The sequence below is a fragment of the Lysobacter sp. OAE881 genome, assembly GCF_040546665.1.
Lineage (GTDB): Bacteria > Pseudomonadota > Gammaproteobacteria > Xanthomonadales > Xanthomonadaceae > Lysobacter_J > Lysobacter_J soli.
The window spans coordinates 1925239-1949919 of record NZ_JBEPOG010000001.1 but is presented as its reverse complement, the minus strand read 5'-3'; the positions used below and the strand labels follow the sequence as shown (position 1 = coordinate 1949919).

General features: G+C 67.4%; 21 protein-coding genes and 1 pseudogene. 14 read left to right on the top strand and 8 right to left on the bottom strand.

The window, feature by feature from the left end; all coding sequences use genetic code 11:
* Positions 1-155 precede the first annotated feature (155 nt).
* Positions 156-1349, bottom strand: a complete 1194-nt coding sequence (locus tag ABIE51_RS09100; RefSeq protein WP_386837508.1) for an acyl-CoA dehydrogenase family protein — start codon at positions 1347-1349, stop codon at positions 156-158.
* 220 nt (positions 1350-1569) lie between these two features.
* On the opposite strand from ABIE51_RS09100, the pseudogene ABIE51_RS09095 reads away from it, so the two are divergent.
* The 3 genes and pseudogenes from ABIE51_RS09095 to metH form a co-directional block, all read left to right on the top strand.
* Positions 1570-2499 (top strand): annotated as a pseudogene (locus ABIE51_RS09095) (ArsR/SmtB family transcription factor); the annotation flags it as partial.
* Between the two features lie 26 nt (positions 2500-2525).
* The gene (locus ABIE51_RS09090) at positions 2526-3623 is read left to right on the top strand and encodes a homocysteine S-methyltransferase family protein (RefSeq protein WP_192630474.1); all 1098 of its coding nucleotides are present in this window, start codon (positions 2526-2528) and stop codon (positions 3621-3623) included.
* 61 nt (positions 3624-3684) lie between these two features.
* Complete coding sequence (metH, locus tag ABIE51_RS09085) at positions 3685-6369, top strand: methionine synthase (protein ID WP_192630473.1); 2685 nt, start codon at positions 3685-3687, stop codon at positions 6367-6369.
* A gap of 74 nt (positions 6370-6443) precedes the next feature.
* On the opposite strand, the gene ABIE51_RS09080 is transcribed toward metH, so the two are convergent.
* The 6 genes from ABIE51_RS09080 to ABIE51_RS09055 form a co-directional block, all read right to left on the bottom strand.
* On the bottom strand, positions 6444-8537 hold the full coding sequence (locus tag ABIE51_RS09080) for an acyltransferase family protein (protein WP_192630472.1): 2094 nt from the start codon (positions 8535-8537) through the stop codon (positions 6444-6446).
* Positions 8538-8587: 50 nt separating this feature from the next.
* Positions 8588-9256: a DUF2058 family protein gene (locus ABIE51_RS09075; RefSeq protein ID WP_192630471.1), complete on the bottom strand. Its 669-nt coding sequence runs from the start codon at positions 9254-9256 to the stop codon at positions 8588-8590.
* 93 nt (positions 9257-9349) lie between these two features.
* A complete protein-coding gene (locus ABIE51_RS09070; protein ID WP_115840562.1) occupies positions 9350-9589 on the bottom strand; it encodes a SlyX family protein in 240 nt (79 codons plus the stop codon).
* A 1-nt stretch (position 9590) separates the two neighbouring features.
* Positions 9591-10931 carry a UDP-glucose dehydrogenase family protein gene (locus ABIE51_RS09065; RefSeq protein WP_192630470.1) on the bottom strand — a complete coding sequence of 447 codons (1341 nt, stop codon included), beginning with the start codon at positions 10929-10931 and terminating at the stop codon, positions 9591-9593.
* Between the two features lie 95 nt (positions 10932-11026).
* Positions 11027-11812 (bottom strand): BamJ family beta-barrel-assembly machinery protein, encoded by a 786-nt coding sequence (gene bamJ, locus ABIE51_RS09060; protein ID WP_192630469.1) that lies wholly within the window; start codon positions 11810-11812, stop codon positions 11027-11029.
* A gap of 172 nt (positions 11813-11984) precedes the next feature.
* A complete protein-coding gene (locus tag ABIE51_RS09055) occupies positions 11985-12920 on the bottom strand; it encodes an FKBP-type peptidyl-prolyl cis-trans isomerase (protein WP_115840565.1) in 936 nt (311 codons plus the stop codon).
* A 399-nt stretch (positions 12921-13319) separates the two neighbouring features.
* Here ABIE51_RS09055 and ABIE51_RS09050 point away from each other — a divergent pair, with 399 nt between their 5' ends.
* From ABIE51_RS09050 to ABIE51_RS09020, 7 genes are all read left to right on the top strand, one after another.
* Complete coding sequence (locus tag ABIE51_RS09050; protein ID WP_192630468.1) at positions 13320-13727, top strand: hypothetical protein; 408 nt, start codon at positions 13320-13322, stop codon at positions 13725-13727.
* A 3-nt stretch (positions 13728-13730) separates the two neighbouring features.
* On the top strand, positions 13731-14099 hold the full coding sequence (locus ABIE51_RS09045; protein ID WP_115840567.1) for a GntR family transcriptional regulator: 369 nt from the start codon (positions 13731-13733) through the stop codon (positions 14097-14099).
* Positions 14096-14986: an ABC transporter ATP-binding protein gene (locus ABIE51_RS09040; protein ID WP_192630467.1), complete on the top strand. Its 891-nt coding sequence runs from the start codon at positions 14096-14098 to the stop codon at positions 14984-14986. Before ABIE51_RS09045 ends, ABIE51_RS09040 begins: the two co-directional genes overlap by 4 nt.
* Entirely contained in the window at positions 14983-16035 is a 1053-nt protein-coding gene (locus ABIE51_RS09035) for a hypothetical protein (RefSeq protein ID WP_354503884.1), read from the top strand. Before ABIE51_RS09040 ends, ABIE51_RS09035 begins: the two co-directional genes overlap by 4 nt.
* Positions 16036-16312: 277 nt before the next feature.
* Positions 16313-16993 (top strand): GDSL-type esterase/lipase family protein, encoded by a 681-nt coding sequence (locus ABIE51_RS09030; protein ID WP_192630466.1) that lies wholly within the window; start codon positions 16313-16315, stop codon positions 16991-16993.
* A gap of 23 nt (positions 16994-17016) precedes the next feature.
* On the top strand, positions 17017-17850 hold the full coding sequence (locus ABIE51_RS09025) for a DUF4097 family beta strand repeat-containing protein (protein ID WP_192630465.1): 834 nt from the start codon (positions 17017-17019) through the stop codon (positions 17848-17850).
* Positions 17851-17878: 28 nt separating this feature from the next.
* Positions 17879-18565, top strand: a complete 687-nt coding sequence (locus tag ABIE51_RS09020; protein WP_192630464.1) for a YggN family protein — start codon at positions 17879-17881, stop codon at positions 18563-18565.
* Between the two features lie 353 nt (positions 18566-18918).
* On the opposite strand, the gene ABIE51_RS09015 is transcribed toward ABIE51_RS09020, so the two are convergent.
* Positions 18919-20346, bottom strand: a complete 1428-nt coding sequence (locus ABIE51_RS09015; RefSeq protein WP_192630463.1) for a class II fumarate hydratase — start codon at positions 20344-20346, stop codon at positions 18919-18921.
* 144 nt (positions 20347-20490) lie between these two features.
* Here ABIE51_RS09015 and purB point away from each other — a divergent pair, with 144 nt between their 5' ends.
* Genes purB through ABIE51_RS08995 form a run of 4 tightly spaced genes read left to right on the top strand, consistent with a single transcriptional unit; the run spans position 20491 to position 24458 of the window.
* The gene (gene purB / locus ABIE51_RS09010; protein WP_192630462.1) at positions 20491-21861 is read left to right on the top strand and encodes an adenylosuccinate lyase; all 1371 of its coding nucleotides are present in this window, start codon (positions 20491-20493) and stop codon (positions 21859-21861) included.
* A 22-nt stretch (positions 21862-21883) separates the two neighbouring features.
* Positions 21884-22285: a VOC family protein gene (locus ABIE51_RS09005; RefSeq protein WP_192630461.1), complete on the top strand. Its 402-nt coding sequence runs from the start codon at positions 21884-21886 to the stop codon at positions 22283-22285.
* Positions 22282-23553, top strand: coding sequence for a JmjC domain-containing protein (locus tag ABIE51_RS09000; protein ID WP_192630460.1), 1272 nt, complete (start codon positions 22282-22284; stop codon positions 23551-23553). The genes ABIE51_RS09005 and ABIE51_RS09000 overlap by 4 nt, the downstream gene beginning before the upstream one ends.
* Positions 23550-24458: a GNAT family N-acetyltransferase gene (locus tag ABIE51_RS08995; RefSeq protein ID WP_192630459.1), complete on the top strand. Its 909-nt coding sequence runs from the start codon at positions 23550-23552 to the stop codon at positions 24456-24458. The genes ABIE51_RS09000 and ABIE51_RS08995 overlap by 4 nt, the downstream gene beginning before the upstream one ends.
* The last annotated feature ends 223 nt before the right edge of the window (positions 24459-24681 follow it).

The following is a 24681-nucleotide window of genomic DNA, read 5'->3' as shown; positions in this document are numbered from 1 at the left end:
ATCTGGCGCGAAGCCGTTTTGGCGGCCTTGTCGCGCGGACGACGATCGCGGCCGCGATCGACAGGACAGGCGGTGGGGCGTGACGATCCGAAACGTTTCATGTCGGGTTCGTGCGGTCTTCTGTTTTGCCGAAACTGTGTCGCCGGAACGGCCTGTCAGCGCAGGCCGGTTTCGTTGCGGGCGATCACCAGGCGCTGGATCTCGCTGGTGCCTTCGTAGATCTCGGTGATCTTCGCGTCGCGGAAGTAACGCTCCAGCGGCATTTCCTTCGAGTAACCCATGCCGCCGTGGATCTGCACCGCCTGGTGCGTGATCCACATCGCCGCTTCCGACGCGGTGAGCTTGGCGATGGCCGCCTCGTTGCTGAAGCGTGCGCCGCCCTTGTCGAATTCGCCCTTCTGCCAGGCCGCACGCAGGGTGAGCAACGTGGCCGCGTCGAGCTTGCACTTCATGTCGGCGATCTTCGCCTGCGTCATCTGGAAGGTGCCGATCGCCGCGCCGAACGCCTTGCGCTCGCGCACGTATTCCAGCGTCTTCTCGTACGCCGCGCGGGCGATGCCGATGGCCTGGCTGGCGATGCCGATGCGGCCGGCGTCCAGCACGCTCATGGCGATCTTGAAGCCGTGGCCGACTTCGCCGAGCACGTCTTCCGGCTGGGCGACGTAACCGTCGAATTCGATCTCGCACGTGGCAGAGGCGCGGATGCCGAGCTTGGGCTCGGTCTTGCCGCGATGGAAGCCGGCGCGATCGCCGTCGACCATGAAGGCGGTGATGCCGCGCGCGCCCTTGTCCGGGTCGGTCATCGCGAACAGCACGAAATACTTGGCGACCGGGCCGGAGGTGATCCAGCTCTTCTTGCCGTGGATGACGTAGGTGCCGTCGGCCTGCTTGGTCGCCTTGCAGCGCATCGCCGTGGCGTCGGAGCCCGACTGCGGCTCGGTCAGCGCGAAGGCGCCGATCTCGCGGCCTTCGGCGATGGCGCGCACGTACTTCTGCTTCTGCTCCTCGGTGCCGAACTTCAGGATGCCGTTGCAGAACAGCGAGTTGTTGACCGACATGATGGTCGAGTGCGCGGCGTCGCCTGCAGCGATCTCGATCATCGCGAGCACGTAGCTGATCGGGTCCATGCCCGCGCCGCCGTATTCGGCCGGCACTTCGATGCCCATCAGGCCGTTCTCGCCGAGGGTGCGGATGTTCTCCAGCGGGAACTCGCCCGTCTTGTCGTGGTGTTCGGCGCTGGGAGCAATCTTTTCCTGGGCGATGCGGCGGGCCACATCCTGGATCATCAGTTGCTCTTCGGTGAAGCGGAAATCCACAGAGACACCTCGTGCTTGAGTCTTTGGTTCGATGGGCAAAACAGACTGCGAATTGTAGCCGTCCCGTGCGCGATTCGCAGGGGCGCGAGCGCATCGCATCACCAATACGGGCGCGATTCCGCCCGTTTTCGAACAACCGGCCCGACGCGAAGCGCGAAAGCGAGCGCTATCACCACGCTTCGTGCCGCGCCGCTTGACCCTGGGTACCCCGCGGACCGAAACTTATCGCTATATCGCGATAGGTTGATGAAGCATGGATCTGGAAGGCTGGTCTTCACGGCTCAAGGTGTTCGCCGACGCGACCCGGGTGCGCCTGCTGGCGCTGCTGGAGCGCGAGGAGCTGACCGTGGCCGAGCTGTCGGGCATCACTCGCCTGGCCCAGCCGCGCGTCTCCACCCACCTGGCCAAGCTGAAGGAGGCCGGGCTGGTGCGCGACCGCCGCTCCGGCGTCTCGGCGTATTACCGCTTCGACGACGCCGCCCTCGACGGCGCCCAGCGCGCCCTCTGGACCACCCTGCGTGAGGGCAGCGACGACCCGCTGCTGCGCCAGGACGCCGAGCGCGTGGCCGACGTGCTGGCCTCCCGCGCCGCGGACCAGAACTGGGCCGACACGGTGGCCGGCGACATGGAGCGCCATTACTCGCCCGGCCGCACCTGGGAAGCGATGGCCCGTTCGGCGCTGCCGCTGCTGGAGCCGGGCGACGTGCTCGACGTGGCCTCCGGCGACGGCGTGCTCGCCGAACTGCTCGCCCCGCATTCGCACCGCTACGTCTGCCTGGATTCGAGCACGAAGGTCGTGCTCGCCGCGTCCGAGCGCCTGCGCAAGCTCAAGAACGTCGAGGTGCGCGAGGGCGACATGCACGCCCTGCCCTTCGAGGACGCGCATTTCGACCTGGTGGTGCTGATGCACGCGCTGACCTACGCCGAGCATCCGGCGCAGGCGGTGGTCGAAGCCGCACGCGTGCTGCGCCCGGGCGGTCGGCTGCTGCTCACCAGTCTGGCCCGACACGAGCACCGCAACGTGGTCGAGGCCTACGGCCACGTGAACCTGGGCTTCAGCGAGAAGGACCTGCTGAAGTTCGCCACCAAGGCCGGCCTGGACGTGGGCAGTTGCGAGACCGTCACGCGCGAGCGCCGCCCCCCGCATTTCGAAGTGATCGCGCTGATCGGCCGCAAGCCCGGCGATGCGCGCAAGACGAGGAAGTCCTGATGGAAACCCTGCCCTGGCTGAACCCCGAACGCGCGCAATCGCTGCAGCAACTGCTGCGCGAACGCATCCTGGTGATCGACGGCGCGATGGGCACCATGATCCAGCAGCACGAGCTGGACGAAGCCGCGTACCGCGGCGAGCGTTTCGCGAAGGGTTACGACCACGCCTACGACCACGTCGAGCATGTGCACGGCGACAACTGCGGCTGCTCGCGCGACCAGCGTGGCAACAACGACCTGCTGAGCCTGACGCAGCCGCAGATCATCCAGGGCATCCACGCGCAGTACCTCGACGCCGGCGCGGACCTGATCGAAACCAATACCTTCAACTCCACCACCGTGTCGCTCGCCGACTACGGCCTGGAGCACCTGGCGCGCGAGCTCAACGAAGCCGGCGCGCGTCTGGCCCGCGAAGCCTGCGACGCCGCCGAAGCCCGCGATCCGTTGCGCCCGCGCTACGTGATCGGCGTGCTCGGCCCGACCAGCCGCACGGCGTCACTCAGCCCGGACGTGAACCGTCCCGGATTCCGCGCCATCACCTTCGACGAACTGCGCGTGGCCTATCGCGAAGCCGCCGACGGCCTGATCGACGGCGGCGCCGACGTGCTGATGGTCGAAACCGTGTTCGACACGCTCAACGCCAAGGCGGCGCTGTTCGCGATCGAGGAAGCGTTCGACGCACGCGGCGTGCGCCTGCCGGTGATGGTGTCGGGCACGATCACCGACGCTTCCGGCCGCACGCTCTCGGGCCAGACCGCCGAAGCGTTCTGGTACTCGCTGCGCCACGCGCAGCCGCTGGCGATCGGCCTGAACTGCGCGCTCGGCGCGAAGGACCTTCGCCCGCACGTCGACGTGCTCGCGCAGGTCGCCGACGCGTACGTGAGCACGCACCCGAACGCGGGCCTGCCCAATGCGTTCGGCGGCTACGACGAAACGCCAGAAGACATGGCCGACGTGCTCGGCGAGTTCGCGCGTGCCGGCATGCTGAACCTCGTCGGCGGCTGCTGCGGCACCACGCCGGCGCACATCGCGGCGATCGCGAAGGTGGTCGAAGGCGTCGCGCCGCGCGCACTGCCGTCGCTGGTCGCCGCGGCCTGATCGCCCCCCGCCTCATTCGACTTTCCGCGCATCGCGAACGGATTCCCTGCCTGTAATGACCATGTCCCTCCCCCGCCAGACGCGCCTGAGCGGTCTCGAGCCGCTGCAGATCACGCCGGAATCCAACTTCATTAACGTTGGTGAGCGCACCAACGTCACCGGCAGCGCGCAGTTCAAGAAGCTGATCCTGGAAGGCCGGCTCGACGAAGCCGTGGTGGTCGCGCGCCAGCAGGTCGAGAACGGCGCGCAGGTGATCGACGTCAACATGGACGAAGGCCTGCTCGATTCCGAGCGCGCGATGGTCGACTTCCTCAACCTGATCGCCGCCGAGCCCGACATCGCGCGCGTGCCGGTGATGGTCGACAGTTCGAAGTTCAGCGTGATCGAAGCCGGCCTGCGCTGCCTGCAGGGCAAAGGCATCGTCAATTCGATCTCGATGAAGGAAGGCGAAGCCGAGTTCCTGCGACAGGCGCGGCTGGTGCGCCGTTATGGCGCGGCCGTCGTGGTGATGGCGTTCGACGAAGCCGGCCAGGCCGACACGATGGAACGCAAGGTCGAGATCTGCTCGCGCGCGTACAAGCTGCTGACCGGGACGATCGGCTTTCCGCCGGAAGACATCATCTTCGACCCGAACGTGTTCGCCATCGCGACCGGCATCGAGGAACACAACGACTACGCCGTCGCGTTCATCGAGGCGACGCGCGAACTCAAGCGGCGGTTCCCGTTCAGCCACATCTCCGGCGGCGTGTCGAACGTGTCGTTCTCCTTCCGCGGCAACGAGCCGGTGCGGCAGGCGATCCACGTCGTGTTCCTGTACCACGCCATCAAGGCCGGCATGGACATGGGCATCGTCAATGCCGGCGCCTTGCCGCTGTACGACGACCTGGACGCCGAGCTGCGCGAGCGCGTGGAAGACGTCGTGCTCAATCGCCGCAGCGACGCAACCGAGCGCTTGCTGGAAATCGCCGACCGCTACAAGGGCAAGAAGGGCGAGAAGAAGGTCGAGGACCTCGCGTGGCGCGAGAAGCCCGTGCGCGAGCGCCTGTCGCATTCGCTGGTGCACGGCATCGACCAGTACATCGAGGCCGACACCGAGGAAGCGCGCGCGCAGGCCACGCGTCCGCTGGACGTGATCGAAGGCGCGCTGATGGACGGCATGAACGTCGTCGGCGACCTGTTCGGCGCCGGCAAGATGTTCCTGCCGCAGGTGGTGAAATCCGCGCGCGTGATGAAGAAGGCCGTCGCGTACCTGCTGCCGTTCATCGAAGCCGAAAAGCTGCGCACCGGTGACGTCGGCAAATCGAACGGCAAGATCGTGATGGCGACCGTCAAGGGCGACGTGCACGACATCGGCAAGAACATCGTCGGCGTCGTGCTTGCGTGCAACAACTTCGAGGTGATCGACCTGGGCGTGATGGTGCCGGCGCAGGTGATCCTCGATCGCGCGAAAGCCGAGAACGCCGACCTGGTCGGCTTGTCCGGACTGATCACGCCATCGCTGGAGGAAATGAGCCACGTCGCGCGCGAAATGCAGCGACAGGGCTTCGAGGTACCGCTGCTCATCGGCGGCGCGACGACCTCGCGCGCGCACACGGCGCTGAAGATCGACCCGCATTACAAGGCCCCCACCGTATGGGTGAAGGACGCCTCGCGTGCGGTCGGTGTCGCGCAATCGCTCATCAGCCCGGATCTGCGCGGCAACTTCGTCGCCGCCAACGACACCGACTACGCCGAGATCCGCCAGCGCCACAGGCAGCGCGGCGACGGCAAGCGCCTGGTTTCGCTGGAGAAGGCGCGCGCGCAGCGCTTCGACGGTGGCTGGAACGACTACGTCCCGCCAGCGCCGAACCAGCCGGGCCTGCATGTGTTCGACGACTACCCGCTGGCCGAACTCGTCGAGTACATCGACTGGACGCCGTTCTTCAACACGTGGGAGCTCGCGGGAAAGTACCCGGCGATCCTGACCGACGAGGTCGTCGGTGCGCAGGCAAGCGAGCTGTATCGCGATGCGCAGGCGATGCTCAGGCGCATCGTCGACGAGCGCTGGCTGACCGCGAAGGCGGTCTTCGCGCTGTGGCCGGCGAACGCGACCGGCGACGACGTCGTCGTCGATGCGAACGGCACGCCCACCACCCTGCACTTCCTGCGCCAGCAGGTCGACAAGCCGGTCGATCGGCCGGACTTCTGCCTCGCTGATTTCATCGCGCCGAAGGAGAGCGGTCGGCAGGACTGGATCGGCGGTTTCGCGGTGACGGCGGGCATCGGCATCGAGGAACACGTCGCGCGATTCGAAGCCGACCACGACGACTACAACGCGATCCTGCTCAAGGCGCTGGCAGACCGCTTCGCCGAAGCGCTCGCCGAACGGTTGCACGAGCGCGTGCGCAAGGAGTTCTGGGGCTACGCGGCAAGCGAATCGCTGGGCAACGACGCGCTGATCGACGAAGCCTACGTCGGCATCCGCCCGGCGCCGGGTTATCCGGCCTGCCCGGAGCACAGCGAGAAGGCGACGCTGTTCCGCCTGCTCGATGCGGAGACCAACGCCGGTGTGCGCCTGACGGAAAGCTTCGCGATGTACCCCGCCGCGGCCGTGTCTGGCTATTACTTCAGCCATCCGCGCAGCCAGTACTTCGTCGTCGGTCGCGTGTCGAAGGAACAGGTCGAGGACTACGCGCGACGCAAGGGCGTCAGCCTGGCGCAGGCTGAACGCTGGCTCGCATCGAACCTGGATTACGATCCGGAGTGACGACAGGTGGGGCGTCTTCGTCGCCCCCCGTCCTCACAGCTGCACCAACACGAAGGCCGCCTGCGCGGCCTTCGTCATTCCTGACGCGCGTTCCCCGACCCAGCGGATGGCGTCGCCGAAAGATGCGCCATGAAACCAGGCAACAGCTTGCGGTTCGCGTACCCGCTGATGTGGTCGGCATCGAAATACAGCGGACGGCCGTTGTCCTCGACGAAGCAGGTCGCGTCGGGACAGAGGATCGGGAACGGATCCCATACGCTCGCGCCGGGCAACTGCGCGGTCATTCTGGCCAGGGAGTCCAGGACCGGCTTGCGCAGCGCTTCCAGTTCGCCACGCGGCATCGCCAGACCGTCGCGGCACGCGGGATTTCCGCGGCTGAACCAGTCGGCGCAACGGTACGGCGGCGAGCGGAACACCGGCTTGGGCGCTTCGAACACGATGGCGACGCCGCGTTCGGTCAGGGGCTGGAGCATGTCGCGCACGATCTGCTCCGCTTCGTGCCGGCCCGCGACCGCATCCGCGCCGAACACGGCATTGCGCACCTGCTCCGGATCAATGCTCGTCCACTGATCGGCATAGCGCGGCAAGCGCAACGCGGGCAGGAACAGCGTATCGCCCGGCTTCGCACGCGACTGCACGTCGGCGAGCGCCGCATCGCCGAACTGCCGGCAGTGCGGAGCCTTGTAGTCGCGCGAGGGCTGCAGGCTCGCAAACGCGCAGCCCGCGCGCGTGTACAGGTAGACGTCGCGCCCGGCGTCCACCGCCAGCTTCGCGTAGAGGCCCATGTAAGCGGCGGCGTGCGAGTCGCCGATGACGAACAGCCGTCCGGAGGCGGGCGGCGTTGTGCAGGAGGACTTGGAGTAGATGCGAAGATCGGCGCCGGCGACGGCCTCCTGATGTCCGGTCGCGGCGCAATCGGGATAGACCGCTCGCGTTTCGCGGCCCATTGGATACCAGTCGTCGGCGTGCTGCGCAGTGACGCTCAGCGAGAGGTCCGGCTGCATCCGGCCGACTTTCCGGTACACGCCCATGAAGGCGAAGATCGCGATCACGCCGACGCCGATCACCACCAGCTTGTGTGCGTTGCGGAACACCGCGGCGCGGCGGAACGGCGTTTCGACGAAGTAATACGAAAACGCGGCAAGGCCAAACGTCACGAGCAGCGCCGCAATCTGCGTCGGCAGCGACTCCAATCCGACCGTCCAGCGCATCAGCACGAACACCGGCCAGTGCCACAGGTACAGGGAATACGACAGTCGCCCAACCCAGCGGACACCGCCGTTCTCCAGCAGCGCGCGCAACGGCCCGCCTGCGTCGGGGCGATACAGGAAGCCGAGCAGGCCGAGCGTGCCGAGCACCGCCGGCACCGAATCGGGCCACGGAGAATGTCCCGCACGCGCCGTTGCCAGGCTGACGGCCAGCAGCGCCAGCGACACGAATGCGCCAGCAGTGGCGACGAAAGCCGGAATCCGCGTCGCGCCAGATTCGCCCTTCGCCTGCGAAAGCACCTGGAACAGCAGCACGCCTGTCGCAAGTTGCCAGAACCGCGTGGTCAGCATGTAGAACGCGAGCGCCGGCTTCGCCTCGGCGATGTGGATCACGTAGCCCAGCGATGCCACCAAGCCCGCCGCGAACAGCGCCATCGACCACTTCCGGCCGCGCGCCCCCCACGCCCACGCGAAGAACAGGAGTGGAAACAGCACGTAGAACTGCTCTTCGACGCCGAGCGACCACGTATGCGTATACGGATTGAACTCGACCTTCGGCGAAAAATAATCGCCGTCGGTGCGCAACAGGACGAAGTTGCTCAGGCCGACGAACGCCCAGCGGCCGACCTCGTTGCTGGTGTCGCTCAGCCAGGCCTGCGGGATGAAGAGCGCGCTCGCGATGCCCGTGAGCATGAGGCAGACGACCAGCGCCGGAGCGATGCGCCGGATGCGCCGGGAATAGAAGTAACCGAGGTAATCGGGCAGCCGTGGCCTATGCAGGTGCGCCATCGACGCGCTGACCACGAAGCCGGAGATCACGAAGAACACATCGACGCCGGTAAAACCACCCGGCAGCAGTCGGGCGTCGAGGTGGTAGGCGATGACCGAAAGCACGGCCAGCGCGCGCAGTCCATCGATGTAGGGAAAGTAACGCTGGCGCGTGTCGTCCGTGACGGGCATGCGTTGGATTCGGTCAGGTGTCAGTGTCGGCGCGTCCCGCCGGGAAACGATCACCACACCAGGTCGTCGGGCACCTGGTATTGCGGATCGGCGTAAGGATCCTCATTCGCCGGCGCGTTCGGGTCGACCTTCAACGCCACGGCGGGGGCGAAGATCGCTTCGGCCTGCGCAAGCAGTTCGGCGTTGACCAGCAGGTAGCGGCCGTCCATCTGCAGCACGCCGAGCTCGCCGGCGTTGAGCTGCTTGAGCTGCGCTTCGTTGACGTAGATGCGCTTGATCTTCCCGCCGTACGGGAAGTGGCGGGCGATCTCGGCAGTCGCGTCGTTGAGCGCCTTGTCCTTGACCAGCTCGGCGAGCTTCGCGCGCGCTTCGCGACGCTGGCGCGCTTCTTCCTGCTTGGCGGCTTCCGCGGCGATGCGCTCGTCCTTCTCGCGCTGGGCGCGGATGGCGTAGGCCTTCGCCAGGTCGATGTCCTCGCGCGACTGCGGCTTGCCGCCGTGCCGCTGGCCCGGCTTGCGGTTGTCGGGTTTGCGTCCGTCCTGGCGGCGATCGCCCGCCTGCGGCTTTCCGCCCTGCGGCTTCGCACCATGCTGGGCGCCCTGGGGCTTGCCACCCTGCCGGTTGTCCGGCTTGCCGCCCTTGGCGTGCGCGGGGCGCTCGGGCTTGGGCGCGGGCTTGAAGCCCAGGCCCATCAACTGGTCGCGGAGGCTGTTGCTCATGTGCTGCTGCGAAAGGAGGGTGACTGCAGACCCGAAGTATAGGCAGCCGGCGGCCGTGGCGCGCGGCTTTCCACGGTGAACCGTGCGCCGGCTTCAGTAATGCGGCGGCGGCGGTTCCTGCGAGGGCTCCGCGGCGAACGGGTTGGATGCGAGCGCGGCCCGCATATGCCGCAGTTCCTCCAGCACGCGATGCATCGCCAGCGCGTTGCGCGCCTCCTCGCCGCGCGTGGCGGCGAGTGCATCGCTCAGTTCGGACAGCGCCTGCTCCTGGAACGCGAGGCGCGTTTCCAGGTCGACAAGGCGCTGCTCGAGGTCATCGCGTTGGTCGGGCATGTCAGTGCGTCTGGATCGAGCGGCCACGCCCGATCCCGTAATACGCCAGCCCGGCCGATTCGACTTCGTCCGGGTGGTACAGGTTGCGGCCGTCGAAGATGACCGCATCGTTCACCGATTGCTTCAGGCGCGCGAAGTCGGGGCTGCGGAACTGCTTCCATTCGGTGACCACGACCAGCGCGTCCGCATCGGCCAGCGCGGCGCGGGCCGAATCGCACAGCGTCAGGTCATCGCGATCGCCGAAGATGCGGTGGGCTTCCTCGGTCGCTTCCGGGTCGTACGCACGCACCTTCGCGCCGGCGTCCCACAGCTGCTGCAACAGGCGACGGCTCGAGGCTTCGCGCATGTCGTCGGTGTTCGGCTTGAACGCCAGGCCCCAGACCGCAAAGGTCTTGCCCGCGACGTTGCCGTCGTAGTGGCGCTGGATCAGTTCGAACAGATGCCCCTTCTGCTGCTCGTTGACGCCCTCGACCGCGCCCAGCAACTGCGCGGTGTAGCCGTGCTGCAGCGCCGTGCGATGCAGCGCCTGCACGTCCTTCGGGAAGCACGAACCGCCGTAACCCGCGCCGGGATAAATGAAGTGCCAGCCGATGCGCGGGTCCGAACCGATGCCCTGGCGGACCATCTCTACGTCCGCGCCCACGCGCTCGGCGATGTTCGCGATCTCGTTCATGAAGCTGATCTTGGTCGCCAGCATCGCGTTGGCGGCGTACTTCGTCAGCTCGGCCGAACGCACGTCCATCACCACGATGCGTTCGTGGTTGCGATTGAACGGCGCGTACAGGCGCTTCAGGCGCTCCACTGCCATCGTGCTCGACGAGCCGATCACGATGCGGTCGGGGCGCATGCAGTCGTTGACGGCGTCGCCTTCCTTGAGGAATTCCGGGTTCGAGGCGACTTCGAACGTCACGTCGGTCCCGCGCGTACGCAGCTCATCGGCGATTGCCGCGCGCACCTTGTCGGCGGTGCCGACCGGCACCGTCGACTTGTTCACCACCACCGCAGGGCGCTCGAGGTGCTTGCCTATCGTGCGCGCCACCGCCAGCACGTACTTCAGGTCCGCGCTGCCGTCTTCGTCCGGCGGCGTGCCCACGGCGATGAAAATCACGTCGCCGTGCGCGATCGCCGTCGCCGCGTCGGTCGTGAACGTCAACCGGCCTGCCGCGTGGTTGGCCTTCACCATCGGCTCCAGGCCGGGCTCGTAGATCGGGATCACACCGCGATTGAGGCCTTCGACCTTGGCCTGGTCGATATCGACGCAGACCACGTCATGGCCGACGTCGGCAAGGCAGGTTCCGGTGACCAGGCCTACGTAGCCGGTTCCGAAGATGGTGACGCGCATGCAGTTACTCCGAGCGTGGCAAGGGGTGCACGGTAACCAGTCGCGAGTGAAGAGCCTGCTCGCTTCCGGTGAACGTCATCCCGGATACACGTGTGTTACTTGCCCTGCCCCGGCTTGCCGATGTCGAGCAGTTCGACTTCGAACACCAAGGTCTGATTCGGGCCGATCGGGCCGGCGCCCTGCGGACCGTACGCGAGCTTGCTCGGGATCCAGAAACGGAACTTGCTGCCCACCGGCATCAGCGTGAGGCCTTCCTGCCAGCCCGGCACCATCTGGGAGAGCACGAACGTCGCCGGCTCGCCGCGATCGTACGAACTGTCGAAGGTCTTGCCGTCCAGCAGCGTGCCTTTGTAGTGCGCGCTGACCACGTCGGTCGGCGTCGGCTTGGGACCCTTGCCCTCGGTGATCACCTGGTACTGCAGGCCCGAGGCAGTGGTCGTCACGCCCGGCTTCTTCGCGTTCTCGGCGAGGAACTTCGCGCCGGCTTCGGCGTTGGTCTTCGCGTCGGCTTCGAGCTTGGCGATCTGCTGCGCGCGGATCTTCTGCGCGAAGGCTTCGCGGATCTCGCCGGCCTGCTTCTCGTCCAGCAGCGGCTTGCCGCCTTCCAGCGACGTCTTGAGCGCCTTGTGCAGCGTGTCCAGGTCGATCTCGCCCTTGACCGGCTCAAGCGAGCGCGCCATGTCCATGCCGATCATGTAGCTGACCTGTTCCTTCTCCGTCGCCAAGCCCGCGATGGCTTTCGCACCGTCCTTGCCGGCTTCGGTCGTGGCGGTGTCCTTCTTGGCTTCGGCGTTGTCGGCCGGCTTGTTGCAGGCGGCGGTCAAGGCGGCGAGCGAAGCGACGGCCAGGGCGAGGCCGGTGTGGCGCGGAGTGAACTTCATCGGGGAGCTCCAGGAAGGAAAGATCGCCGGAACGGGACTCCGTCCGGCGTTGCGGCCTGACAAACTGCCAGCGGCGAACTGAACGTCAGGCGTACCACGCAGCACGCGGCACGCCTGTCGATCCACGCACACTGCGAGCGGCGCGCATCGTGGACGCGCGCCGGAACGCTTCTTACAGAATGCCCATCAGTTCGACGTCGAACACCAGCGTGGCGTTGGGACCGATCGGGCCGCCCGGCGTGCCGTTCGCGCCGTAGGCGAGATCGCCCGGGATCCAGAAGCGGAACTTGCTGCCCACCGGCATCATGCCGACGCCTTCGGTCCAGCCGGCGATGACCTGGTTGAGCGCGAATTCGGCCGGCTGGTTGCGCGCATAGGAGCTGTCGAACACGGTGCCGTCGAGCAGCTTGCCTTCGTAGTTGACGCGCACGCGGTCGGTGGCGGTCGGACGCGGGCCCGAACCCTGGCGCAGCACCATGTACTGCAGGCCCGAACCGGTCGTGATCACGCCCTTCTGCGTCTTGTTCTCGGCGAGGAACTTCGCGCCCTCGGCCTTGTTCTTGTCGCCCAGCTGCGAGGCCTGCGCCTGCATCTTGGCCTGCACCTTCTGCTGGAACGACTGGCGGATCGCGCCGAGTTCGGCGTCGCTCAGCAGCGGCTGGCCCTTGTCGAACGACGTGCGGATGGCCTGGATCACCACCGGCAGTTCGAGTTCGTCCTTGATCGGCGCGAGCGAGCGGCCGACGTCGGCGCCGACCAGGTAGGCGACCTTGTCCTTTGGCACGTCCGGCGCCTTCGTGCCGGCGGGCGCCTGGCCGGTACGCACGGCGATGCGCTGCATCAGCGCGGGGCCGACGGTCTGCGCTTCGGTTTCGGTGATCAGCGGCTTGCCGCCGTCGAAGGCGTTCTGGATCGCGCGCTGGAACGCGGCCAGGTCGATGTCGGGCGACAGCGGCGTGATCGACTGGGCGATGTCGGTGCCCACCATGTAGCTGGTCTTTTCGCGTTCGGTCGTCAGCACGTTCTTTTCCTGAGCAGAGGCCGCCCCGCCGATCAGCGTGGCCGCAGTGGTAAGCAACACGGCGGCGCCGCGCATCAATGCCTTCATGGGGAACCTACTCCGTATGGGTGTTGTGTCCGGCACGTGCCGGCGCCTTGCATACGCTCATCGAAACAGGCGCGGGCAAGCCCGGCATTGTCGCGGCACCAGCCCTCATCGGCAATCGCCAGCCGTGTCTACACGCGATCCACGCACGAGGTCGTGAAGCGTTCGACGCATGCGCGCCGTGGATCCGCACACCGACGTGCGCCAGCGGACATCCACCGCAAAGACAGGGGATCGTCCGACAGGGATGCTTTGCGGATTGACCCACGCCTCCCGCCTGAACAGGCCAGCTCCCTCCGCCCGTCGGCTATGCCATCAGTTGGGTAGAAGCCGGTTGACCGGTCGTAATTTGGTGTTATAGTTGCCTACAACACCGGTCTACTAACGAGCAGGACGTTCACCATGAACCGCAGGTTCCAGAACTCCCTCACGGCACTCCTGGCTTCCGCTTCCGCCCTGGCGCTGTGCCTGGCGCTCGCGATGCCGGCCCCGCACGAGGCCCGCGCCGAACACATGGCCGTGCAGATGGGGCCGCTCGACGCGACCTTCACGCCATCGGACGCCTCGCGCAGCCAGCAGGACCATCTCGACGCGCTGACCCGGAGCATCGAACGCCGGGCCGACAAGGTCGAAACCCTGGCCGACGCCGCCACCCTGGCCGCCGAAATCGCCACCGCCACGGCCCTGGCCCAGGCGGTGAAGACCGCCGGCGAGAACGACACCGAATCCGAACACAAGGCACGGACCGCCGCCCGGCATCGCCGGCAAACCCTCGTCATGCCTTACATCTCATTCGCACCGCGGGGCTGAACCATGACCGCAATCCAATGGAGCGACGGCGCTCCGATCTATCGCCAGCTGAAGGATCGCGTCATCGCGATGATGCTCGACGGGATTCTGAAGCCGGGGGACGCTCTGCCCTCCGTGCGCCAGGTCGCCGCCGAATACCAGCTCAATCCCATCACTGTCTCGCGCGCCTATCAGGAACTGGCGGACGAGGCTCTCGTCGAGAAACGCAGGGGTCTTGGCATGTACGTGACCGAAGAGGCGGCAAAGAAACTGCTGTTCAACGAACGCGAACGCTTCCTGCGCGAGGAGTGGCCGCTGGTGCTCGAACGCATCCTGCGACTGGGCCTCACCGCCGAAGACCTGCTCACCCCGGCCAAGGCAGGCTCGCCATGAACGCCTCCGCTTCGCTCGTCTCCGCAGCCACCCCGGTCGTAAGCGCCCGCGGCCTGCGCAAGGCTTACAAGAACAAGCTCGCGCTGGACGACACCGCGTTCGAGATCCCCGCCGGCCGCATCGTCGGCCTGATCGGTCCCAACGGCGCGGGCAAGACCACCGCGCTGAAGGCGATCCTCGGACTGATTCCGTTCGAAGGCGAGCTGCGCGTGCTCGGTCGCGATCCGCGCACCGAACGCGACGAACTCATGCGCGATGTGTGCTTCATCGCCGACGTCGCGGTGCTGCCGCGCTGGATCCGGGTGAAGGAAGCCATCGACTTCGTCGCCGGCGTGCATCCGCGCTTCGATCGCGCCAAGTGCGAACGCTTCCTCGCCCACACCCAGCTCAAGCCGCAGATGCGCGTGCGCGAACTGTCCAAGGGCATGATCGTGCAGCTGCACCTGGCACTGGTGATGGCCATCGACGCGCGCCTGCTGGTGCTCGACGAACCCACGCTCGGCCTGGACATCCTCTACCGCAAGCAGTTCTACCAGCGCCTGCTGGAGGACTACTTCGACGAGGAGAAGACCATCCTGGTCACCACGCACCAGGTCGAGGAAATCGAGCACATCCTTACTGATGTCATGTTCATCCGCGACGGCAAGGTCGTGCTCAACAACGACATGGAAACGCTGGGCGAACGCTTCACCGAAGTGTTGGTCAACGGCGACCGCACCGGCGAGGCCCGCGCGCTGCAGCCGATCGACGAACGCGCCCTGCCCTTCGGCAAGACGGTGATGCTGTTCGACGGCGTGCCGCGCGAACGACTGGCCGGACTGGGCGAAACCCGCACGCCGGGCCTGGCCGATCTGTTCGTCGCCACGATGAAGGGGACCTACGCATGAACGCGATCAACGAATCCCAGGAATTCCCCCGCTCCGCCGCGGTAGCGGCGACGCACCCCACGCACACGTTCAAGATGCTGCTCAGGCGCGAGTTCTGGGAGCACAAGGGCGGTTTCCTGTGGGCCCCGCTGGTGGCCGGCGCGATCCTGCTGGTGCTCACGCTGATGGGCATTGGCGCGGGCGAAGTGCTGCTGCGCAAGGTGCCCGACCGCGCGACGATCAACGTCGAAGGGGGCAGCTTCCAGGTCAACGGACTGGATCTTTCGCAGCTCACCGCGAAGATGAGCCCCAGCGAGCTGCACGAGTTCGGGGGCGTGATCGACGCCAGCCTGTACATGGCAGCGAGCTGGCCATTCATCGTGCTGGCCTTCGTGGTGTTCTTCTACTGCCTGGGCAGCCTGTACGACGATCGTCGCGACCGCAGCGTGCTGTTCTGGAAGTCGCTGCCGATCTCCGATCGCGACACGGTGCTGTCGAAGGTCGCCAGCGCGACATTGATGGCACCGGCCATCGCCGCCATCGCGGCCATCGCGACGGTGTTCGGTTCGATGGTGGTCTACAGCTTCGCGGTGCTGCTGCACGGCGGCAACCCGGTCACGATGCTGTGGGGCCCGGCGAGTCCGCTCAAGGTGAGCATGCACCTGCTCGCATCGATCCCGGTGTACGCACTGTGGGCGCTGCCGACCGTGGGCTGGCTGATGCTCTGCTCGGCCTGGGCCAAGAGCAAGCCTTTCCTGTGGGCGATCATGATCCCGATCTTCGCCGGCATCTTCGTCAGCTGGTTCGACCTGATGCAGCTGTTCGACCTGGAAACCGGCTGGTTCTGGAAGAACGTCGTGGCCCGCAGCCTGCTGAGCGTGGCCCCGGGTTCGTGGTTCGACGCGGCGCAGCTGGGCGACGTCGACGTCGACGGCCCGCCAGGCGATCCACTCGGTGCTGAGCCTTCGCACGATGTACTCGGTCCTCGCCACGCCGCAGCTGTGGGTGGGTGCGCTGGCCGGCGCGGTGATGATCTTCGGCGCGATCCGCCTCCGCCGCTGGAGGGATGAGGGGTGAGCGCGAGCGCGGACCACTGGTCCGCGCCGCGCGAACGCCCGGCCATGGATGGGTGAGGAGGAGCGCTTGCGCGGCACTGCCGCGCGCTCCGACGAACGCCCGGTCATGGATGGCCGGGCCGGGCGATCCGAAGCCCGCAGCGTGACGCCAGGGATGGCGGCCTCAATCGGACCGAATTGAATGCCGCGGCACGACGCCGAACGTTCCAACGAAGTCCACTGATAGCTCTCGCTACCCCAAGCACACCGCCCCGTCCCCAAGGAACCCCCGATGCGCCCGAAGTTCGCCGCCCTGCTCTGCTTCGCACTGTTCACGGCATCGCTTCCCGCGCTGGCCGCCAATCGCGCCGCCGACGCGTCCCCCGACACCGTCCTGATAGTCGGCGACAGCCTCAGCAGCGCGCACCGCATGGAGCCGACGCAGGGCTGGGTCTCGCTGCTGCAGGCGCGCCTCGCCACCGAAACGAAAACCCCGCCCGCCATCGTCAACGCGAGCCGCGGCGGCAAGACGCTGACCGACGCGCTCGGCGAACTCCCCACCCTGCTCGAACAGCACCATCCCGACGTCGTCGTGCTCGAACTCGGCGGCAACGACGCGATCCTCGGCGCGAAGCGCGATGCCATCGAACGCGATCTCTCGCGCCTGATCGAACTCTCCCGCGCGCAGGGCGCGAAGGTGGCGATCCTCGGCTTCGTCGTACCGCCGGCCTTCGACAAGGACGGCTCGGCGAATCTGCTGCGCGAGGCCTACGCGACCATCGCAAAGAGCGCCGACGTTGCGCTGCTGCCGTCGCTGCTCGGCGACATTTCCTCGACGCCGGCGCTGCTGCAGGACGACGGCATCCACCCGAATGCGGCCGCGCAGCCGCGCGTGCTCGACAACGCCTGGCCGACGCTGCGACCGCTCCTGCTGGGCGATGCAACCGTGCGCACCTCGGGCGCATCCAAGTAGGGCCTATCACGGAGAGACCCGCCATGCGCAAGCCCACCGTCGCCTTTGCCCTGCTTCCCCTCGCCCTGTTCGCCGGCCAGGCCTTCGCCGACGAATGCAAGCACTCCGAACCGCACAACCTCACGCTCGACTTCAACGGCGTGAAGACCGTGATGTTCGCCATCGGCCCGCACGACCTCACCGTCACCGCATCGCCCGGCGCGAAGGGCGCCGTACAGGGCAAGGCCTGCGCGTCCAATCCCGATCGACTGAAGGAACTGACGCTCACGCAGAAGCGCGTGGGCGACAAGATCATCGTCACGGCCGAGCGCGCGGACACCATCAGCATCAGTTTCGGCAACGCGAACTACGCCTACCTCTCGCTCAACGCGACCGTGCCCGACAACGTACTGGTGCAGCTGGACGTGGGCTCGGGCGATGCGCGCGTCAGCGGCGCGGCCGCAATGAGCGCCGATGTCGGCTCCGGCGATGTCGAGGCCCGCAACATCCGCGGCCTGGTCACCGCCGACGTCAATTCCGGCGACATCGAGCTGGACACGATCGGTTCGCTTCGCGTGCTGTCGGTTGGTTCGGGCGATCTGACGGCACGCCGCGTCAAGACGAATGTCGACGTCGGCAGCGTCGGCTCGGGCGACATCGACCTTCGCGATGTCGGCGGCAACGTCAGCATCGAAAGCATCGGCTCGGGCGGCCTGGAAGCACAGAAAGTCGGCGGCAACGTCATCGCCGGCAAGATCGGCTCCGGCGGCCTGGACGCGCACGACGTCGCCGGCAACCTCACCGTACGCCGCGTCGGCAGCGGCGGCGTCGACCACAGCGGCGTGAGGGGCACCGTCAGCGTGCCCTCCGACGACTGATCCATCCACATCACCCAGGATGTTCGCCATGAACCTGCGTCTTCTCGCCCTCACCGCGGTCCTGTCCAGCGCGACGCTGCTGTCCGCGTGCGATGCCAATACGCCCTCGCAACCGGCCGCGCAGAAGGCGGCCGAGACCGGCGGCGTCGTGTCCGGTGCCGTGCAGAAGGCGCTGACGCAGGCGAAGAAGGAAATCGCCGAAGGCAACGTCAGCGTCAACAACAGTGGCACCGGCGGCAAGCGCGTCGAGATCTCACCCAAGGGCGATCTGCTGATCGACGGTGACGCGGTGGCGGTAACCCCGCAGCAGCGCACGCTGCTGCTGGAGTATCGCGGCCGCATCATCGATGTCGCGAACGCCGGCGTGACGATCGGCATGCATAGCGCCGACCTCGCCACGCAGGCAGTGACGCAGTCGATCAAGAGCGTCTTCACCGGTGGCTCCGGGGACGACATCGAGCGCAACGTCGAGGCACAGGCGTCGAAGGTCGAAGCTGCGGCGATGGCGCTCTGCGACGCGCTGCCGGCGATGATGGAATCGCAGAACCGCCTCGCCGCGGCGATGCCGGAGTTCAAGCCCTACGCGAACATGACGCAGGCCGACATCGACGAGTGCCGCAGCGACGCGAAGCACAGGGGCGAGAAGGTGGCCGATTCGGCCGCCTCGGCGGCGGAGGAAGCGGCGAAGGCGGCCGAGGCGCCGACGAAGCAGTAAGTCCGGGGGGCGCGCAAGCTCGTGTCGCGGCGCCCCTGCTGTTGCCGTCATTCCCGCGCAGGCGGGAATCCAACGGACAGACGCATCACGACCTTCGAAGGCCGTGACCGGGTGGATGCATGGATCCCCGCCTTCGCGGGGATGACAGCTCCAGGGCAATCTCGCAGCCCACCTCTTGCCGTCATTCCCGCGAAGGCGGGAATCCATCGGACAGGCGCATCACGCCCTACGAAGGCCGTGACCGCGTGGATGCATGGATCCCCGCCTTTGCGAGGATGACATCTGAAACGAGGATTACAGCTGAAACGGGGATGACCGCTGCGGGGATGCCAGCGGACAGAGACGACGGCCGGTTATCCACCGCCCCCGCCCCCCTCGTGGATCCCGCCACGCGTAAGCGCCGCCGGATCCAGCAGTTCGCGCAGCTGCTTCAGCGATAGCCCGCTGCTCTCCGCTGCCACATCCAGCACCGGCCGGCCTTCCTTGTAGGCCTGCTTCGCGATCGCGGCGGCCTTTTCGTAACCGATGATCGGATTGAGCGCGGTGACCAGGATCGGATTGCGGTCCAGGGCCTCGCGCACCCGATCCGGTCGCGGCTTCAGCCCGGCGATGGCGTCGTCGGCCAGCAGGCGCATCACGTTGCCCAGCAGCTGGATCGAATCGAGCAGGTCGTAGGCGATCAGCGGCAGCATCACGTTGAGCTGGAAATTGCCGCTCTGCCCCGCCACGGTGATTGCCGTGTGGTGGCCCATCACCTGCGCGCAGACCATGCAGGTCGCTTCGGGAATCACCGGATTGACCTTGCCCGGCATGATCGAACTGCCCGGCTGCAGTGCCGGCAATTCGATCTCGCCCAGCCCGGCCAGCGGGCCTGAATTCATCCAGCGCAGGTCGTTGGCGATCTTCATCAGCGCTACCGCCAGCGCGTTGAGCTGGCCCGACAGCTCCACCGCATCGTCCTGCGATGCGATGCCTTCGAACTTGTCGTCGGCCGATTCGAATTTGACGCCGGACAGCGCCGAAAGCGCCTTTGCCATGGCCTTGCCGGACCTCGCATCGGCGTTGATGCCGGTGCCGATCGCCGTGCCGCCGATGGGCAGCCGACGCACGCGGCCCAGCGCGTCCTCGATGCGCGCCTGCGCCGACGCCAACTGCGAGGCCCACGCGCCGAATTCCTGCGCGAACGTCAGCGGCATCGCATCCATCAGGTGCGTGCGGCCGGTCTTGGTGACCTTGCCCAACGCCTTGCCCTGGCGTTCGATCGTCCGGCGCAGGTGCTTGAGCGACGGCAGCAGCTGTTCGGTCGTGGCGATCAGCGCGCTGACGCGGATCGCGGTCGGGATCACGTCGTTGGAACTCTGGCCGAGGTTGACGTGGTCGTTCGGATGGATCGCCTTGGCGACCTTGCCGCCGGCATTGGCCAGCGCCGCGATGACCTCGTTGGCGTTCATGTTGCTCGACGTACCCGAGCCGGTCTGGAACACGTCGATGGGGAACTGCGCGTCGTGTTCGCCCGACGCGACGGCCAGCGCGGCGGCACGGATCGCCTGCGAGGCGCCCTTGCCCAGCAGGCCGAAGCCGCCGTTGACCTCGGCCGCCGCGGCCTTGATGAGGCCCAGCGCGCGGATGAATTCCCGCGGCATGGGGCGGCCGGAGATCGGGAAGTTCTGCACCGCCCGCTGCGTCTGCGCGCCCCACAGGGCCTGCGCGGGCACCTGCAACTCGCCCATGCTGTCTTTCTCGGTGCGGAAGCCGCTGTCGCGGCGGGCCTGCTTGGCCATCGGGAGTCCTCCGGTTCGGATGCGCCGAGCTTACGCCGGGCGCGTTACGCGTGTTTCACCCTGCCCGGCCGGTCGCGAAGGGTCGCCCCGGGGAGCAGTAGTAGAATCGCGGTTTGCCTTCGCCATCTCCCACTGAAGCCCGCCATGTCCGTTGAAGCCCAGCTGCTCGCCCTGTCCCCGCTCGATGGCCGCTACGCCGGCAAGGTCGACGCGCTCCGCCCGATCTTCTCCGAGTACGGCCTGATCAGGGCGCGCGTGAAGGTGGAAGTGGAATGGCTGCTGGCGCTGGCCGCGGAGCCGGGCATCGTCGAACTGGCGCCGTTCTCCGATGCCGCCGCCGCGCGCCTGCGTGCGCTGGTAGACACGCTCACGCCGGCCGATGCCGCGCGCGTGAAGGAGATCGAGCGCACCACCAACCACGACGTCAAGGCGGTGGAGTACTTCATCAAGGAGCGCCTGAAGGACGACGCCGAGCTCGGCCCGGCGCTGGAATTCGTGCACTTCGCCTGCACGTCCGAGGACATCAACAACCTCAGCTACGCGCTGATGCTCAACGAGGCGCGCCAGTACGTGCTGCTGCCCAAGCTCGACGAGCTGATCCAGAAGCTGCGCGCGATGGCGCACGAACACGCCGCGCTGCCGATGCTGTCGCGCACGCACGGCCAGACCGCCTCGCCGACCACCGTCGGCAAGGAAATCGCCAACGTCGTCGCGCGCCTGCAGCGCCAGGGCGAAACGCTCGCCGCCGCGCGCATGCCGGGCAAGATCAACGGCGCGGTCGGCAACTACAACGCGCACGTCGCCTCGTATCCCGACATCGACTGGCCGGCCTTCTCCGAACGCTTCGTGCATTCGCTCGGCCTGAACTGGCAGCCGTACACCACGCAGATCGAACCGCACGACGGCATCGCCGAAATCTGCGACGCCCAGCGCCGCATCGACACCATCGCAATCGACCTCTGCCGAGACGTGTGGGGCTACATCTCGCTGGGGTACTTCAAGCAGGCGTTGAAGGCCGGTGAAGTCGGCTCCTCGACCATGCCGCACAAGGTCAATCCGATCGACTTCGAGAACGCCGAAGGCAACTTCGGCATCGCCAACGCGCTGTTCGAGCATTTCGCCGCCAAGCTGCCGATCAGCCGCTGGCAGCGCGACCTCACCGACTCCACGGTGCTGCGCGCGCTCGGCACCGCATTCGGCCACGCGCTGATCGGCTTCGACGCCCTGCTCCGCGGCCTGGGCAAGCTCAGCGCCAACCCGCAGCGCCTGGCCGAAGACCTCGACGCCGCGTGGGAAGTGCTGGCCGAAGCCGTGCAGACGGTGATGCGTCGCCACGGCCTGCCCAACCCGTACGAACAGCTCAAGGCGCTCACGCGCGGCCAGGGCATCAACGAAGCCTCGATGCGCGAGTTCATCGGCACGCTGGAGCTCCCCGCCGCCGACAAGCAGCGCCTGCTCGACATGACGCCGGGCAGCTACGTGGGCCTGGCGGAGAAGCTGGCGCGCGAGATCTGACGACGCGCGCCATCCCGATGCCATGAAGCTGCTCGTCAACATCGACGTGCCGGACATACGCAAAGCGGAAGCCTTCTACACCGGCGCGTTCGGGTTGACGCCCGCACGGCGCTTCGGCGACGACGGCGTGGAACTGCTCGGCTTCGAAGCGCCGCTCTACCTGCTGCGCAAGGACGCCGGCTCCATCGGCGCCGGCGAAGCAGCACGCGACTACGCCCGACACTGGACGCCGCTCCATTGCGACGTGGTCGTCGACGACCTCGACGCCGCACTCGCCCGTGCGCTTGCCGCCGGCGCGACGCAGGATTCCCCCATTCGCCAGGCCAACTGGGGCCGCATCGTCACCATCGCCGATCCGTTCGGACACGGCTGGTGCCTGCTGCAGTTCCTTGGCCGCGGCTACGACGAAATCGCCACGCCATGAACCGAAAGATCGCACCGAAGAAGAACGCTCCCGTGCGCACGACCGCCACCAAGACGGCGAAGTCGGCGCGCGCCGAACTGCCCATCGAAATCGACGCCCGCACGCTGCCGCCGCTGGGCATGACGCCCGAACGCTTCCTGCGCGATTACTGGCAGAAGCGCCCGCTGCTGATCCGCAATGCGTTGCCCGATTTCGAGACGCCCGTCCTGCCGGAAGACCTCGCCGGCCTCGCGTGCGAGGAAACCGCGCTGTCGCGCATCGTCATGCACGACCGCGCGAACGATCGCTGGACGCTGCGCCATGGCCCGTTCGACGAAGACGAGTTCCCGGGCATGCCGCACCAGGACTGGACGCTGCTGGTGCAGGACGTCGACAAGTGGGATCCGGACATCGCCGCGTTGCTGGAGCAGTTCCGCTTCCTGCCGCGCTGGCGCATCGACGACGTCATGATTTCCTTCGCCGCGCCGGGCGGTTCGGTCGGCGCGCACGTGGACCAGTACGACGTCTTCCTGCTGCAGGCCTACGGGCATCGCCGCTGGCAGATCGACGCAGGTTCGAATCCGCCGCTCGACTTCCGCCCCGACGTCGAACTGAAGCTGCTGCGCGAATTCAACCCGACGCACGACTGGGTGCTGGGACCGGGCGACATGCTGTACCTGCCGCCCGGCGTGCCGCACAACGGCGTCGCGGAAGACGCGTGCCTCACCTTCTCCGTCGGCATGCGCGCGCCGTCGGCGGCGGAGCTGCTGGGCGATTTCGTGGACACGCTCGCAAGCGATGCGGACGATGCGCTGCGCTACACCGACCCCGACCTCGCGCCGTCCGCCGATCCGAACGAGATCGACACCGCCGCGATGAACCGCGTGGTCGAGGCGCTGAACCTGCTGCGCATGAACGATCCGGATCGCCTGGGCGACTGGTTCGGCCGTTTCATCACCGTGTACCGCGCGGGCGGCGAGGTGCAAAGCGGCGGCCAGGCGCGCTCGCGCATCGAGATCGAATGGGACCTGCAACACGGCGCCAGCCTGTTCCGGCACCCGTATTCGCGCATGGCGTGGCGGCGCGCGCATCGAAAGGGCGAGCCGGCGCGACTGTACGTCAGCGGACACGACTATCCCCTGCCCGCCGACGACGCCGCGCTGATCGCCGACGCCGCGCAGCTCGACGGCGCCGGTTACGCGTCGCTGTCCGACGCCGGCCGCGATCTCGTGCAGGAGCTGATCCAGTCCGGCCACTTCAACCTCGCGCTGCCGGACGAAGAGGAATGAGCCGCCCGGACGCCGTGTTCACCGTCCAGGCGGTCGCCTTCGAGCAGGCCGCGGCCGAACTGCGTGCCGTGCGCGACGTGGTCTTCGTGCAGGAACAGGGCGTACCGGTGGAAATCGAGCGCGACGCGCTCGATCCGTTGAGCCGGCACGTGATCGCCCGCGACGCGCAGGGCCGGGCCATCGGCACGGGCCGGCTCACGCCGGATCGCCGCATCGGTCGCATGGCGGTGATCCCGGAATGGCGCAACCGCCGCGTCGGGGAGGCGCTGCTCAAGGCGTTGCTGGTCGAGGCCCGCACGTTCGGCTGGAACGAGATCACGCTGCACGCGCAGGTCGCCGCGCTGGCGTTCTACGCGCGACAGGGCTTCCTCCCGTACGGCGACCGGTTCGTCGAGGCGGGGCTGGAACACCAGTCGATGCGGCTCGTGCTGGGCGGGGTCAACCCAGTAATGCGGCGCGACGCTGGGCTGGCGGCGCTGCTGGGAGTCATCGAGGGCGCGCGCCGCCAGTTGCTCGTCTATAGCCGCGATCTCGACCCGGGCCTGCTCGATACCGCCGAGGCGATGGCCGCCCTGCGGCGGTTCGCGGTCGGCGGCGGCGAGGTGCGCGTGCTGCTGCACGATCCCGACGCACCCCGGCGGGCGCTCGCCCCGCTGATCGGCCTGTCGCAGCGGTTGCCGAGCGCCTTCACGTTCCGCGCGATCGAGGAGCCGGTCGACCGCGACTACGCTTCCGCCTACGTGGCCAACGATGGCGGCGGCTGGTACTTCCGGACGCTGGGGCACCGCTTCGACGGCGAAACCCGACTGGACGACGAAGCCCGCGCCCGCCAGCTGCGGGCCCATTTCACGCCGGTCTGGGAGCGCGCCCGCCCGTGCACCGAATACCGGGCGCTGGGGATCTGAACGAATCCCCCGTCCCGTCCGGCCTTTGCTCCGGCCTTGAACCCGCACGCCGCGCCCAAACGCTATTCACGGGCCGAAGCCGTCCGCGCGCCGACGCCCGCTTTTCGTCATCCGCCGGCATGCGCACTTCGACGTTGGTGTTAGCCGTTTGTCGGCGGTCAAGGGCTATAATTCCGAATCTTGGCGCCTGAATAGCCGCGCTCGCGCGCATCCAGGCTCACTC